The 13,393-nt window shown below is 74.2% G+C and carries 15 protein-coding genes; 8 read left to right on the top strand and 7 right to left on the bottom strand.

Going from position 1 to position 13,393, the window contains the following annotated elements; translation table 11 throughout:
* Positions 1-26: 26 nt before the first annotated feature.
* Complete coding sequence (locus HPT28_RS20815; protein WP_219092694.1) at positions 27-674, bottom strand: dihydrofolate reductase family protein; 648 nt, start codon at positions 672-674, stop codon at positions 27-29.
* 295 nt (positions 675-969) lie between these two features.
* Here HPT28_RS20815 and HPT28_RS20810 point away from each other — a divergent pair, with 295 nt between their 5' ends.
* A complete protein-coding gene (locus HPT28_RS20810; protein WP_219092693.1) occupies positions 970-1,128 on the top strand; it encodes a hypothetical protein in 159 nt (52 codons plus the stop codon).
* Positions 1,129-1,154: 26 nt separating this feature from the next.
* Here the strand turns inward: HPT28_RS20810 and HPT28_RS20805 are convergent, their stop codons facing one another.
* Together HPT28_RS20805 and HPT28_RS20800 are read right to left on the bottom strand one after the other, a co-directional pair.
* Positions 1,155-1,847, bottom strand: coding sequence for a phosphatase PAP2 family protein (locus HPT28_RS20805; RefSeq protein WP_219092692.1), 693 nt, complete (start codon positions 1,845-1,847; stop codon positions 1,155-1,157).
* A gap of 190 nt (positions 1,848-2,037) precedes the next feature.
* A complete protein-coding gene (locus HPT28_RS20800; protein ID WP_219092691.1) occupies positions 2,038-2,451 on the bottom strand; it encodes a VOC family protein in 414 nt (137 codons plus the stop codon).
* 267 nt (positions 2,452-2,718) lie between these two features.
* On the opposite strand from HPT28_RS20800, the gene HPT28_RS20795 reads away from it, so the two are divergent.
* The 3 genes from HPT28_RS20795 to HPT28_RS20785 all read left to right on the top strand — a co-directional run bounded on the left by HPT28_RS20795 (position 2,719) and on the right by HPT28_RS20785 (position 4,858).
* Entirely contained in the window at positions 2,719-2,913 is a 195-nt protein-coding gene (locus HPT28_RS20795; RefSeq protein WP_219092690.1) for a hypothetical protein, read from the top strand.
* 158 nt (positions 2,914-3,071) lie between these two features.
* Positions 3,072-3,266, top strand: coding sequence for a hypothetical protein (locus HPT28_RS20790; protein ID WP_219092689.1), 195 nt, complete (start codon positions 3,072-3,074; stop codon positions 3,264-3,266).
* A complete protein-coding gene (locus HPT28_RS20785) occupies positions 3,266-4,858 on the top strand; it encodes a hypothetical protein (protein WP_219092688.1) in 1,593 nt (530 codons plus the stop codon). Before HPT28_RS20790 ends, HPT28_RS20785 begins: the two co-directional genes overlap by 1 nt.
* A 17-nt stretch (positions 4,859-4,875) precedes the next feature.
* On the opposite strand, the gene HPT28_RS20780 is transcribed toward HPT28_RS20785, so the two are convergent.
* Positions 4,876-6,378 (bottom strand): PLP-dependent aminotransferase family protein, encoded by a 1,503-nt coding sequence (locus tag HPT28_RS20780; protein ID WP_219092687.1) that lies wholly within the window; start codon positions 6,376-6,378, stop codon positions 4,876-4,878.
* A gap of 252 nt (positions 6,379-6,630) precedes the next feature.
* Between HPT28_RS20780 and HPT28_RS20775 the strand changes: the two genes are divergently transcribed.
* From HPT28_RS20775 to HPT28_RS20760, 4 genes are all read left to right on the top strand, one after another.
* A complete protein-coding gene (locus HPT28_RS20775; RefSeq protein WP_219092738.1) occupies positions 6,631-7,284 on the top strand; it encodes a YitT family protein in 654 nt (217 codons plus the stop codon).
* Positions 7,281-8,048: a glycerophosphodiester phosphodiesterase gene (locus HPT28_RS20770; protein WP_219092686.1), complete on the top strand. Its 768-nt coding sequence runs from the start codon at positions 7,281-7,283 to the stop codon at positions 8,046-8,048. Before HPT28_RS20775 ends, HPT28_RS20770 begins: the two co-directional genes overlap by 4 nt.
* A gap of 49 nt (positions 8,049-8,097) precedes the next feature.
* Complete coding sequence (locus HPT28_RS20765) at positions 8,098-9,456, top strand: MFS transporter (protein ID WP_308119406.1); 1,359 nt, start codon at positions 8,098-8,100, stop codon at positions 9,454-9,456.
* A 255-nt stretch (positions 9,457-9,711) separates the two neighbouring features.
* Positions 9,712-10,086 carry an RNA polymerase-binding protein RbpA gene (locus HPT28_RS20760; RefSeq protein WP_219092685.1) on the top strand — a complete coding sequence of 125 codons (375 nt, stop codon included), beginning with the start codon at positions 9,712-9,714 and terminating at the stop codon, positions 10,084-10,086.
* A gap of 183 nt (positions 10,087-10,269) precedes the next feature.
* Here the strand turns inward: HPT28_RS20760 and fxsA are convergent, their stop codons facing one another.
* Genes fxsA through lnt form a run of 3 tightly spaced genes read right to left on the bottom strand, consistent with a single transcriptional unit; the run spans position 10,270 to position 13,382 of the window.
* Complete coding sequence (fxsA, locus tag HPT28_RS20755; protein WP_219092684.1) at positions 10,270-10,911, bottom strand: FxsA family membrane protein; 642 nt, start codon at positions 10,909-10,911, stop codon at positions 10,270-10,272.
* Positions 10,898-11,698: a polyprenol monophosphomannose synthase gene (locus HPT28_RS20750; protein ID WP_219092683.1), complete on the bottom strand. Its 801-nt coding sequence runs from the start codon at positions 11,696-11,698 to the stop codon at positions 10,898-10,900. The genes fxsA and HPT28_RS20750 overlap by 14 nt, the downstream gene beginning before the upstream one ends.
* A complete protein-coding gene (gene lnt, locus HPT28_RS20745; protein WP_374226994.1) occupies positions 11,691-13,382 on the bottom strand; it encodes an apolipoprotein N-acyltransferase in 1,692 nt (563 codons plus the stop codon). Before lnt ends, HPT28_RS20750 begins: the two co-directional genes overlap by 8 nt.
* Positions 13,383-13,393: the final 11 nt, after the last annotated feature.

Below are 13,393 nucleotides of genomic sequence, written 5' to 3'. Positions count from 1 at the left end.
GGCGGCAGGACTCCGGGCCGGGGAGCTCACGGCCGCTGAACGGTTCGCCCGCCGGCCACGGTGAAGGTGCCGGACCGTACCTCGGCGGAGCTGCGCCGGTAGACCTGGTAGACGACGCCCGATCCGGTCGTACGGACCTCGGCCAGCTCCATGGCGGTCGGGGTGACGCCCTCCTCGAACAGCCGCGTGCCCGTGCCGAGCACCACCGGAAAGACATACAGGCGGAACTCGTCGACGAGGCCGTGGGACATCAGGGCGCGGACGAGTGCCGCGCTGCCGTGGATCTGCAGCCGGCCGGTGGCGGGATCCTGCCTGAGCCTGCGCACGGCCTCGGGCACATCGGGCCCGAGCAGGTGGGAGCCCGCCCAGTCCAGGTGGTCGAGGGTGCGGGTGGCCACGTGCTTCGGGAGGGCGTTCAGGCGGGTGGCCACGGGGTCGCCGGGGTCGGTGACCTGGGGCCAGTGGGCGGCGAAGAGTTCGTAGGTGCGGCGGCCGAGGAGGAAGCCGTCGGCCTCCTCGAAGGTCTCGGCGACGGTCCGGGCCATGTCCTCGTCGAAATAGGGCACGACCCAGCCGCCCCGCTCGAAGCCTCCGGTGCGGTCCTCGTCCGGGGATCCGGGGCCCTGCGTCACTCCGTCCAGGGTGAGGAACATCGTCGAACTGATCGTGGTCACCGGTCCTCCTCGGCTGTCGGCACGCGTCCCCGGCGGGGTGGGTCTGCCCGGGGAGACGGCCGTGAGTGGTGAAACTCACCGGCCGTCCCATTCTGGGCGGCCGCAGGGGTTTTCCGGCCAACGGCGCGCCGCCGCGCCCTGGTCCCTGGTGGGAAGGGGCTCGCGCGTCTACCGTGGTCGGGTCGGTACGTCCTCCCTGGACCGAGGAGGGCACGGTGAACTGTACGAATTGCGGGGCTGTGGTGATTCAGGGTCCGGACGGGGGCTGGGCGTGCAACAACTGTGGGGCCAGCGGATGAGCAGCCCGTTGCCCGCGCCGTCGATGCACTGCGCGCACTGCGGCAGCGTCGTGTTCGAGGGGCCGAGCGGCGGCTACGTGTGCGGGCAGTGCTACCACACCGTCGAACCGCCGCCGCATCCCGACCGGGGTGCGGCGGGCGCCGCCCCGGACTGAGGCCTGGAGGCTCCGGGGCCTGTCGGTCAGCTCCCGGGCACCCGCCGCGGGTGGGTACGCCGGCCGGAACCCGGCTGGCGCCGGAGGAAGGGCACCGCCGAGGCGGCGGTGACCGCCCCGCCGAAGAGCCACCCGGCGAGGACGTCGCTGGGCCAGTGGACGCCCAGGTAGACGCGGGTGACGCCGACTCCGAGCACCGAGCAGACGGCAGCGGCCGCCGCGGCCGCGCGCAGGTGGTGACCGCCGCGGAGCCCGGCCCCGGGGGCGTGTCGCAGGACGACGACGAGGAGCACGCCGCACACGACGGTCGCGGTCATCACGTGCCCGGAAGGGAAGGCGTACAGGTGTGCGCTGTCGACGGGGTCGGGCACCTGTGGCCGTTCGCGGGCCGTGAGGGCCTTCAGCCCGTTCTGGACGGCGAAGGCGGTGAGGGTGGCCGTGGCCAGCCAGCCCGCGGTCCGCAGGGCGCGGCGCCGAAGAAGCTCCAGGACGGCGAGAGCGGCGAGGAGCCGCAGGGTGACGGGGTCCCAGATCCAGTCCGTCAGCAGCCGGTTGACCCGCGTCCAGCCCGGACGGCTGACGGCGGTCTCGTGCAGACGGTAGGTCAGTTCCCGGTCGGCGTTCCACAACGGTGGCCAGCCGAGGAGGACCAGGACGAGGAGAACGGTGCCGGCGGCGGCCAGCGCCCCGGCGCACCACAGGAGGGTGCGCGCACGCACGGGTGGCCTCCCTCCCCGTCGTCACGCGGCGGCGGTTGTCCCCGGCAGTCTTCCCCGCACGGCGTCCGCGCAGTGCGGGCCACGCCGTGGTGACGGCGAGGCCGCCCCCGCCCGGGGGCGGCGCCCACGGCCGGCCGCGCCCGCCAGTTTCCGCGACGACGGGCCCGGCAGCCCCCTGCCCACCAGGGCCTCAGCTCTGCGCGGCGCGCATGGCCTCGACGTCCACGCTCACGAGCTCCCAGAGGTGACCGTCGAGGTCCTGGAAGCCGCGCGAGTACATCCAGCCCTCGTCCGTCGGCTCCTTGGAGGGCGTGGCACCGGCGGCCAGCGCCTTGTCGCACACCTCGTCGACACGTTCGCGGCTCTCGACTCCGAGCGCCGTGATCACCTCGGTGACCCGGGAGGCGTCGGCGATCTCCTTGCCGGTGAAGTTCTTGAAGAACGGCTCGGTCAGGAGCATCACGTTGATGGCCTCGTCGAGGACGACGCAGGAGGCGTTCTCGTCGGTGAACTCCGCGTTGATGGAGAAGCCGAGCCGGGTGAAGAACTCCTTGGCGGCGTCGAGGTCCTTGACGGGCAGGTTGACGTAGATCTGGGTGGCCATCGGGTGCTCATCTCTCTCGGTGCTGCCGGGTCGGCGCCCTGCTGCTTGCTGCTGTCACGGGGGTAGACGGGGACGCCCGCGGAAACTCATCGCGCCGCCGAGACCGAAGTCGCGGAGTTCTTCCGGCACACCCCTGACGCGGCACCGACACGGCGTGTCGCAGCCCGTCTCAGCCATCCGGATCATCCCGTTTTGCCGTGCCGTGCGCGGACGGGGAGGCTGAGGAGCCCCGGCCTGGACTCCCAACCGCCGCCCCTGGAGCTCGCGATGTCCCTGTCCGTCTCAAGCGTCCTCATTCTCGGTATCGTCATCTTCCTGCTCACCCGCAAGGGCGGCCTGAAGCTCTCGCACGCCGCCGTCTGCGCCCTGTTCGGCTTCTACCTCGCCGGCACGACGATGGCGCCCGGGATCGAGGCGGGGGGCAACATGATCGCCTCGCTGGTCTCCGGGCTGAACCTGTGATCTGCGGCCCGCCTCGGCCATCGGGCTGAACGGACGGCCGCGGGTGCGGGCCGGGCCGATGAGCGCACGATTCACTCGTGTGTCTGTACCCCGCACTCCGGACCGTCTGTGAAGCTGTTGACACGCATGGTGACCGTTACTTCACACCAGGAGCACCAATGGTCCTGTCGATCTCCGGCGTCCTCCTGTTCGGAGTGATCGGGTTCGTGTTCTTCCGCAAGGGGGAGCTCAAGCTCTCGCACGCCGCCGTCTGCGCCCTGTTCGGCTTCTACCTCGCCGGCACGGCCGTCGGCCCGAGCATTCAGGCCGGCAGCGACAAGCTGGCGAACCTCCTGGGCGGGATCACCCTCTAGTGGCGTGGCGCACCCTGGCCCACGGCCGGATCGTGGCCCGGTCCTTCGGGGACGGCGCGGCGGATGCGCTGCACCCGCTGCTCGTGCTGGGCCGCGGTGCCGCGCGGCTGACCGCCATGGCCCGGTCGTGGTGGGAGGGCGCAGGCAAGGAGCAGCACGGCCCGGCGCTGTTCCTGGTGGCCGCGTGCGGGCTCTTCCTGTGGGTCGTGCCCTACGGCCTGTGGCTGGCCGGTGCGGCGGCGGTGGGGGCCGCCGCCTGGTTCGGGAGGCGGCCCGAGGAGGTGGCGGAGCCGCCGGAGCCCGAGCCGGACCCGGCTGAGCGGGCGGCGCGGCTCCAGGCCCTCTACGAGGCGCTGGTGCCCTGCCTGGCCGTCCCCGAGGACGCCCATCCGGAGCCGCTGTACGCGGCGGACGGATCCTGGGAGCGGGTCTTCACCTCGCACGCGTTCGACGAGGACGGGCGGCTCGCGCGGCTCGTCCTGCGCTATCCGCCCTCCTTCCCGGACGGGGAGGCGGAGGCGCGGATGCGGGTGCAGCGGCTGCTGTGCGCGAAGGCGGGGCGGGCCCGGGAGCTGCGGTTCGACTGGGACGAGGAGGCCAACGAGCTGCGGGTCACGGCGCTGGCGCCGCTCCCCCTGGGAATCTGCGTGCAGCGGTTCGTCGTGGCGCCGGGCGAGATGGTGCTGGGCTTCACCGACGGCGAGGCGGTGCAGCGGACGCTGCCGGTGCTGGACGGTGGGGAGCCCCGGGACGTGCCACCGGTGGTGTGGCGCACGGGGCCGCGGTCCACGGAGCCCCATCTGCTGGCCCTGGGACAGCCGGGCGCCGGGACGACGTCGCTGCTGCGCTCCGTCGCCCTGCAGGCTCTCCAGCACGGGGACGTGCTCGTCGTCGACGGCTCGGGCGCGGGCGAGTACGCGTGCCTGGCCGGGCGCCGGGGTGTCCTGTCGGTGGAGACGACGCTGGTGGGGGCGCTGGCCTCGCTGCAGTGGGCCGCGCACGAGACGGAGCGCCGGCTGCTGGCGGCCGTTCACGCCCGTGAGGGAGGGCGGCCGCAGGACGAGGTGCGCAGGCCGCTGTGGGTCCTGGTCGACCGTCCCGCGGTGCTCAGCCATCTGGCCAGGGCCGAGGGACGGGCGGACCCGCAGGAGCTGCTGCAGGTGGTGCTGCGTCACGGCCGGGCGGCCCGGGTGTCGGTGGCCCTGGCCGAGCAGTTCGAGGGCGCCGAGGCGCTGGCCCAGGTGGTGCGGGCGTACACCCGGGCGCGGGTGGTGCTGGGGGCCGCCTCGCCCGAGCAGGTGCGGGCGGTTCTCGGCGAGCCGCCGCAGACGACGCCGGTGCGGGACGGCGTCCCCCCGGGCCGGGGGTATGCGCGGCTGGGCACCGGGCCGGTGCTGCGGCTTCAGGTTCCCGCCGCGCCGGACCCGTACGACGAGCTGGCCGCCGAGGCGCACCGCCAGGCGGTGCTGGCGCTGTTGCCCGAGACGGTCGTGGGTGTCGAGGAGTGTGCCCCGCAGCCCTCGGCGCCCGGTGGCGGGGAGGACGCGGATGGCGGGGGCGTGCGCGTGTCCGGGGAGCGGGTGGAGGGGTGAGGTGAGCCGGCGGCTGTTCAGGCGACGAAGCTGCGCGGGATCTCCGCCGCCGCGTGCGGCAGTCCGGCCACCAGCCGGGCGGCGGCGGCCAGCCGTACGGCCGCCTCGGTGGCCAGCGGGCCGGCCACGGTGAAGGGCAGCCGGACGTAGCCCTCGAAGGCACCGTCGACCCCGAAGCGCGGGCCGGAGGGGACGCGCACGCCGAGCCCTTCCCCCGCCTCCGCGATCCGGGAACCGGAGAGCCCGCCCGTGCGCACCCACAGGGTGAGGCCGCCGGGCGGCACGGTGAACTCCCACGCGGGCAGGTGTTCGGTCAGGGCGGTGACGAGGGCGTCGCGGTTGGTGCGGGCCTGCTCGCGGCGGACCGCGACGGAGCGTTCCCAGCCGCCGTCGGTCAGGAGCCGGGTGACGGCGAGCTGTTCCAGGACGGGGCTGCCGAGGTCGGCCCAGGCCCGGGCGGCGATCAGGTTGCGGACGACGTCGGGCGCGGCACGCACCCAGCCGATGCGCAGCCCCGCCCAGACGGCCTTGCTCGCGGAGCCGATGGTGATGACGGTCGAGCCGCCGGGGTCGAAGGCGGCCATGGGGCGCGGCAGGTCGGCGGCGACCGCGTCGTCCAGCGGCAGGTCGGCCATCGTCTCGTCGACGACGAGGGTGGTGCCCGCGGCCCGGGCGGCCGTGACGAGGTCGCGGCGGCGGCCCTCGTCGGCCAGGGCCCCGGTGGGGTTGTGGAAGTCGGCCACGACGTAGGCCATGCGGGGAGCGGCGGCCCGCAGGGTCTGCTGCCAGGCGGGCAGTTCCCAGCCAGCCAGGTGGTCGGCCATGGCCACGGGGACGAGGCGGGCGCCGGCGTCCCGCATGAGCTGCAGCACGTTGGCGTAGGAGGGGTGCTCGACGGCGACGCGCTCGCCGCGGGGCACGAGCAGCTTGCAGATCGCGGCGACCGCGCCCATCGCTCCGGTGGTCACCATGATCTGCTCCGGCATGGTGGGCAGGCCGCGCGCGGTGTAGCGGTCGGCGAGCGCCTGGCGGAGCGCGGGAAGCCCGGCGGGGTAGTCGCCGTGGGTGCGGGCGTAGGGCGGCAGGTCCTCCAGTGCGGTGCGCAGGGCCTGGCCGAGGTGGGGTTCGGGTGCGGGCAGGGCGGCGCAGGCGAGGTCGATGACGCTGCCGACGGCCTCGGGGGGCAGGGGTTCGAGGCTGCGCGTGGGCATCGGGGCGCCGGCCGGCACGGCCGTCCAGCTGCCCGCTCCGCGGCGGGAGGCCAGGAAGCCGTCCGTGCGCAGGGTCTCGAAGGCGGCGGCGACGGTGGTGCGGCTGACCCTCAGGGCGGCGGCCAGTTCCCGCTCGGCGGGGAGCCGGGCGCCGACCGGGACGCGGCCCTCGAGGACCAGGAGGCGGACGCCGTCGGCCAGGGCGCGGTAGGCGGGCACCCCGCCGCGTCCGGCGGGGTCGGCCGGGCGTTGGGAGTGCAGCAGACGTACCAGCTGCTGGGCTCCGACGGCTGAGGTCCACTCGGGCATCGTCCGGTCCACCTTCTTCCGATTGGACATCGAATTGGACTTGTCCGATGACCAGGATGTCACGCACACGTCGATGGGTGCACAGGGAGGGACTGCTCGGTGACGGTGACGGGGAGAGCGGCGAGCGCGGGAGATCCGGAGGAATCGGGGCGGGAGCCCGGCTCCGCAGGGTCGGAACCGGGCGAGAGAACGGACGTGGGCCCGGGGGCGGGCACGGGGAGGGCGGACGCGGCGCCGCCGGGCGAGGTCCGGGTGCCGTGGGCCGCGGGGACGGCCGGGCGCCTGGTGCGGCTCTACGTCGGCCTCGTGCTCTACGGCGCCAGCGCGGGCTGCATGGTGCGGGCGGAGATGGGCCTCCACCCGTGGGACGTGTTCCACCAGGGGGTGTCCGAGCGCACGGGCCTGTCGATGGGCGCCGTGTCGGTGCTGACGGGTGCGCTGGTGCTGCTGGCCTGGGTACCGCTGCGGGAACGGCCCGGGCTCGGGACCGTCTCCAACGTCATCCTGATCGGTGTCTCGCTGGACGCGACGCTGTGGCTGGTGCCGGATCTGGAGTCCCTGGCGGTGCGGTGGCCGATGCTGGCCGTGGGCATCGTGGGCAACGGCGTGGCGACGGGCCTGTACATCTCGGCGCGCTTCGGCCCCGGCCCGCGGGACGGGCTGATGACCGGACTGAACCGCCGCACGGGCCTGTCCGTGCGGGTGGTGCGCACATGCATCGAACTGGTGGTACTGGGCAGCGGCTTCCTGCTCGGCGGTTCGGTGGGCCTGGGCACCGCCCTGTACGCGCTGACGATCGGGCCGCTGGCCCAGCGGTTCCTGCGGGTCTTCGCCCTTCCGGGGCCGGAGCGGAGCGGGGACGCGGTGCACGGGCGGCCGGGGGGCCGCGCGATACTGCGTCGGTGACGACAGCGGCGCACCCCTACTTCGACCACCCCCGCCCCTTCGCCTTCGCCCACCGGGGCGGGACGGCCGGCGGCCTGGAGAACACCGAGCACGCCTTCCGCCGCGCGGTGGACCTCGGCTACCGCTATCTGGAGACCGACGTGCACGCCACGTCCGACGGGCGCCTGGTCGCCTTCCACGACGACACCCTGGACCGCGTGACGGACGCCCGCGGCCGGATCGCGGAGCTGCCCTGGGCGGAGGTGTCCCGGGCCCGGGTGGCCGGACGGGAGCCGGTGCCGCTGTTCGAGGACCTGCTGCGCGCGTTCCCCGCGGCCCGGTGGAACGTCGACGTCAAGGCGGAGGGGGCGCTGCGTCCCCTGCTGCGCGTCCTGGACGAGCACGACGCCTGGGACCGGGTGTGCGTCGGCTCGTTCAGCGAGGGCCGGGTGGCGCGGGCGCGGGGGCTGGCCGGGGCGCGGCTGGCGACGTCCCTGGGCACCGGTGGCGTCCTCGCGCTGCGGCTGCGCTCGTGGCGGCTGCCCGCCCGGCTGCGGAGCGGGGCGCTGGCGGCGCAGGTCCCGGTGCGCCAGGCGGGCGTCCCCGTCGTGGACCGCGCGTTCGTCCGGTGCGCGCACCGGATCGGGCTGCAGGTGCACGTCTGGACGGTGAACGAGGCCGAGCGGATGCGGGCGCTCCTCGACCTGGGCGTGGATGGCATCATGACCGATCACGTGGAGCTGTTGCGCGAGGTGCTGGAGGATCGCGGGGCCTGGCCGTCGTAGGCGCCCCGTCGGGTGCGGACGAGCCGCACGCAAGAAGCGAGGGGGCGCAGTGGACGCCAAGGTCGTGATCGAACCCGCCGACGGGCGGGACGACGGGGCGCGGCGCCGCGAGCAGCGCGGCTGGTACTGGTACGACTGGGCCAACTCGGTCTTCCAGACCAGCGTGCTGACGGTGTTCCTCGGGCCGTACCTGACGGAGGTGGCGGAGGCCGCGGCGGATGTCGACGGCTATGTGTACCCGCTGGGCATTCCGGTGCGCGACGGCTCCTACTTCGCCTACGTCATCTCGGCGTCGGTGCTGCTGTCGGTGCTGGTGATGCCGGTGGTGGGCGCGATAGCGGACCGCACCGGGCGCAAGAAGCCGCTGCTGGCGGTGTGCGCGTACACCGGCGCGGCGGCGACCACGGCCATGTTCTTCCTGGACGGGGACCGCTATCTGCTGGGCGGTCTGCTGCTGATCCTGGCCAATGTGGCCTACGCGGCCTCCGTCGTCGTCTACCACGCGTATCTGCCGCAGATCGCGCGCCCGGAGGAGCGGGACGCGGTCTCCTCCAGGGGCTGGGCCTTCGGCTACGGAGCCGGTTCGCTGGTGCTGGTGGCGAATCTGGCCCTGTTCCTCGGGCACGAGTCGTTCGGGATCGACCAGGGCACGGCGGTGCGGATCTGCCTGGCCTCGGCGGGGCTGTGGTGGGCGGTGTTCACGCTCGTGCCGCTGCGGAGGCTGCGGGACCGGCCCGGGGAGGTGTCCGGGGGGCGGCTGTCGATCGGCGGGGGCTTCAGACAGCTCGGACACACCCTGCGGGAGCTGCGGAGCTATCCGCTGACGCTGATGTTCCTGCTCGCCTATCTGCTGTACAACGACGGGGTGCAGACCGTCATCACCCAGGCGTCCGTCTTCGGCTCCAAGGAGCTGGGGATGGAACAGGAGACGCTGATCGGGGCGATCCTGCTGGTCCAGGTGCTGGCGATCTTCGGCGCGCTCGGGCTGGGGCGGCTGGCGGAGCGGTACGGGGCGAAGCGCACGATCCTGGGGTCCCTGGTGGCCTGGACGGGGACGGTCGCGGCCGGGTACTTCCTGCCCGCCGGGGAGCCGCTGTGGTTCTTCGCCCTGGCGGGGGCGATCGGCATGGTGCTCGGCGGCACGCAGGCACTGTCGCGGTCGTTGTTCGCGCAGCTCATCCCACGGGGCAAGGAGGCGGAGTACTTCTCCCTGTACGAGGTGAGCGACCGCGGCACGAGCTGGCTGGGCCCGCTGGTGTTCGGCCTGACCTACCAGCTCACCGGCAGCTACCGGGACGCGATCATCTCGCTCGTGGTGTTCTTCGTGCTCGGCTTCCTGCTGTTGCTGCGGGTGCCGGTGCGGCGGGCGGCCGCGGCGGTGGGCAACACGGCGCCCGGTCGGATTTAGTGCCCTCGCGACGTGGGCGGTAGTGTACGCCTTCGGCTCGCCGGAGGGAGCGTTACTGCGCGTCCACCAGGCACGGACGCCGGGTGACATCTCGCCGCAGATGTGACAAAGCGGGCACCGGCGGGTACAACAAGGGGCGGCACGACGGGCGACGCATGTCCCGATACGGGAATCTTCACCGCCGACCGGACGTTGACCGGATGACGACGACAGCGACACCTGTCCTGTGGGCGACAAGCCCGGGAGGCACGATTCATGAGTGAGCGAGCTCTTCGCGGCACGCGACTCGTGGTGACCAGCTACGAGACGGACCGCGGCATCGACCTGGCCCCGCGCCAGGCCGTGGAGTACGCATGCGAGCACGGACATCGATTCGAGATGCCGTTCTCGGTGGAGGCGGAGATCCCGCCGGAGTGGGAGTGCAAGGTATGCGGCTCCCAGGCCCTGCTGGTGGACGGCGAGGGCCCGGAAGAGAAGAAGACGAAGCCGGCGAGGACGCACTGGGACATGCTCATGGAGCGGCGTACCCGTGAGGAGCTGGAGGAGGTTCTGGCCGAGCGGCTGGCCGTCCTGCGCTCCGGCGCCATGAACATCGCCGTGCATCCTCGCGACAGCCGCAAGTCGGCCTAGCCGGCTTACGGCCACGCGGCCGTACAGCGACGGGCGCGGGAGCCTGGAGCGTCATCCCCGGATGGCGCTTGGGGCCCCCGCGCCCTTCTTGCTGCGCGCGGGACGCCACCGGGCGCTTCACAGGGCCCGGTGGCGTCCCGGCGACGGTGCCCGCACGCGCCGGGCGGTCGGCCCGTGTGGCGCTCAGCGCGACGGAGCCTCGGGCCCGCCCTCGGTGCGGCGGCCGGGGCCGTCACCGGTGTCCTCGGGGTCGATGACCTCGCCCTGGATCACCGGGCCGTCGGGACGCCGGATGCGCACCTGCTCACCGGCCCGCCGCGCCTCGTGCAGCGCCTCCCCCAGCGTGCCGGGGGCCGCCCGGCCCGCCTGCCGGCTCAGCCAGCGCTCGGTGCCGCGGCGCAGCAGGCGCGCCGTGGGCGGGAACAGGCACAGCAGCCCCAGGACGTCGGACAGCAGCCCCGGCAGCATGAGCAGCAGCCCGCCGAGCATGGCCAGCGCGTTGCCGCCCCCGCGGGCCGTCTCCGCCGACGGTGCGGCGCCGGGCTGCTGCAACGTCTCGGCCAGGGCGCTCCACGCCCTGCGTCCCGCTCGCTTGATGGCCAGGGCACCGAGGAGGAAGCCGGCCACGAGCAGCAGGAACACCGTCCAGCCGCCGGCGGCGTCGCCCACCAGGATCAGCAGCCACAGCTCCAGGACCGTCCACACGGCGACGGTGAGGGGCAGCAGGACGCTCCGGCGCGAACGGCGCCGGGGCCGGTCCGAGAGGCTCCGCCCGCCGGGGCCGCGGCGCGGCCGCTCGTAGGGGCTGGGTTCACGCGTGCTCATGGTCTCCAGTGTGCCGGTGCCGGGTGAGCTGGTGCAGCCGCGAGCGTGCGCCCCACGCGGTGACGCGCCACAGCGCCTCGACGACGATGTCCCGGCTCATCTTGCTGTCGCCCAGCTCCCGTTCCACGAAGGTGATGGGCACCTCGACGACGTGGTAGCCGGCCCGCACGGCACGGTGGGCCAGGTCCACCTGGAAGCAGTAGCCCTGGGAGGCGACCGAGTCGATGCCCAGGCCCCTGAGCGTGTCGGCGCGGAACGCCCGGAAACCGCCGGTGACGTCGCGGATGGGGATGCCGAGGACCATGCGGGAGTAGGTGCTGCCGCCCCGGGAGAGGAACTTGCGGCTCGCCGGCCAGTTCACCACGCGCCCGCCGGGCACCCAGCGGGAGCCGAGCACCAGGTCGGCGTGGCGCAGGGCGGTCAGCAGCCGGGGCAGCTCCTCGGGCTGGTGGGAGCCGTCGGCGTCCATCTCCACCAGCACGTCGAAGCCGTGCTCCATCCCCCAGCGGAAGCCCGCGAGGTAGGCGGCGCCCAGGCCCTCCTTGCCGCGCCGGTGCAGCACCTGGACGTGTCCGTCCTCGGCGGCGAGCTCGTCGGCGACCTTGCCGGTGCCGTCCGGGCTGTTGTCGTCCGCGACGAGCACGTGGGCGTCGGGGACGGCCGCCCGGGTGCGGCTCACGATGGAGCGGATGTTGTCGACCTCGTTGTAGGTCGGGATGATCACGAGGGCGGGGCCGACCGGCTCGAAGCGCCGCGTCTCTTCCTGGTCGCTTGCCCGGTCACTCACGGCGTTGCTCCTTCTCCTCCGCGCGGGTCCGCCGGCCCTGGCGGATGGCGCCCGCCCAGGCGAAGAGGCCCACGATAGCGAGAGTCCACTCCGGTGCCGAGCCTACGCGGTCCGCGAGAGTGAGGTCGTCGCGCAGCGGAAGCCGGGCGGTGAGCACGTCCTGGGTGAACTCCTCGGTGCGCTGCTCGACGGTGCCGTCCGGGGCGACGATCGCGCTGATGCCGCTCGGGGCGGCGGTGACGACGGCCCGCCCGTGTTCGATCGCGCGCAGCTTCGACATGGCGAGCTGCTGCTCGGGCTGGCCGGTGTTGCCGTAGGTGGCGTTGTTGGTCTGGATCACCAGGGCACGGGCCCCGGCGCGCACGGTGTCGCGCACGATCTCGTCGTAGGCCACCTCGAAGCAGATGACGTCGCCGAGGCGGGCCGGGCCCGTCTGGAGCACGCCGGGCCCGTCCCCGGGCCAGAAGTCGCGGGGCACGCGGTCGAGCCGCGAGATGACGGTGCTGAGCTGCTCGCGGAAGGGCACGTACTCGCCGAACGGCACGGGGTGCTGCTTGGTGTAGGAGTCGCCGGGGCCGGTTTCCGGGTCCCAGACGATGCCCTGGTTCTCGACGTAGCCCTCACGGGTCGGGTGGTCGACCAGGGCCCCGACGAGGATGGGGACGCCGACGGCCTTGGCGGCCCGGTCGATGGCGGCGTAGGCCTGCGGGTGGCGGTGCGGGTCGAGGTCGGAGGCGTTCTCCGGCCAGATGACGAGGTCGGGCTGCTCCACCCGGCCGGCGGCCACGTCCTCGGCCAGCTCGACGGTGGGGTCGACGTGGTTTTCCAGGATCATCATGGGGCGGCCGAGGAAGTCCATACCCGGCTGCTGCACGTTGCCCTGGACCACGGCGATGTCGACGTGGTCGTCGGCGTCCGTCCCGACGGGCACGGCGTACCCGGCCAGCGTGACGGCCGCGGCGAGCCCCGCGGCGGTGACCGCGGGCCGCAGACCGGGCCGGGCCTCCCCCGCCGGGCTGCCGGCGGCCTCCCGCCCGGTCTCCCGGGCCGCGTCCCCGGTGGCGCCCGGACTGTCGTGCCGGGTGCCGTCACGGCCGGTGTCCCGGTCGGCCTCCCGGGCGGCCCCGCGCCGGCGGGCGAGGGCCACGGCGGTGGCGGCGAGCAGGGTGCCGGTCAGGGCGACGGCGAAGGTGACCAGGGGGGCGCCGCCGAGCGCGGCGAGCGGGGTGAACGGTGAGCCGGTGTTGGCGAAGGCGAGGCGGCCCCAGGGGAAGCCGCCGAGCGGCACCCGGTCCCGGGCCCACTCCTCGGCGACCCACAGACAGGCGCCCCACAGAGGCCACCACCGCAGCCGTGAGGTGACGGCGAGACCGCCGCCCAGCAGCGCCAGGAAGAGGGCTTGGAGGAGGGACAGGCCAAGGACGGCGTCCCAGCCGATGACGCGCAGCCACTGGAGGAGGCCGACGAAGAAGGCCAGCCCGAACAGGAGGCCGGTCAGGGCGCCCTGCCGGGCGGTGCGGCCCCGGGTGAGGAGGCTGAGGGCCGCGACGGCGGCCAGGGAGAGCGGCCAGGCGTCCACGGGCGGGAACGCGGCGGCCAGCGCGAGGCCGGAGAGCACGGCGAGTGCGGGGCGGCGGAGCCGCCGCGCCCACCGCGGCCGTCCGCGCGGGCCGGCGGGCGGCAGGGCGGTGCCGG

Origin of the sequence: Streptomyces sp. JJ38 (assembly GCF_019303475.1) — a bacterium.
GTDB lineage: Bacteria > Actinomycetota > Actinomycetes > Streptomycetales > Streptomycetaceae > Streptomyces.
Note: the sequence above shows the minus strand (reverse complement) of the source record. Positions and strands in the feature narration are given on the sequence as shown.